The 258-nt window shown below is 77.5% G+C and carries 1 protein-coding gene; it reads right to left on the reverse strand.

Annotated elements, in window-relative coordinates; all coding sequences use genetic code 11:
* The coding region (locus SB775_RS31165; RefSeq protein ID WP_410865141.1) for a hypothetical protein at positions 1–235 on the reverse strand (235 nt) is incomplete at its 3' end.
* Positions 236–258 lie beyond the last annotated feature (23 nt).

Here is a 258-nt window from a genome sequence, read left to right on the forward strand (position 1 = left end):
GCCGCCAGGCTCCCGTCTCGGCGAGCCGAGCGACCCCGGCGACGGTGTGCTCGGCGACCCGCAGTGCCGTGCGCACGTTGTCCTCCGTGAAGCGGATGGGGAGCCGCGCCTCGCCGGCCACCACGTCCACGCTGCTGGCCTCGACGACGGCCAGCTCGCGGGCCGCGTCGGCGGCAGCGGGTTCGACGGCGCGGGGGTCCACGCCCGGGTGGAGGCGCCCGACGGCGACGATCACGCGGAAGGAGGGCACCCGTCGAG

The sequence above is a fragment of the Peribacillus sp. SIMBA_075 genome, from assembly GCF_046534585.1.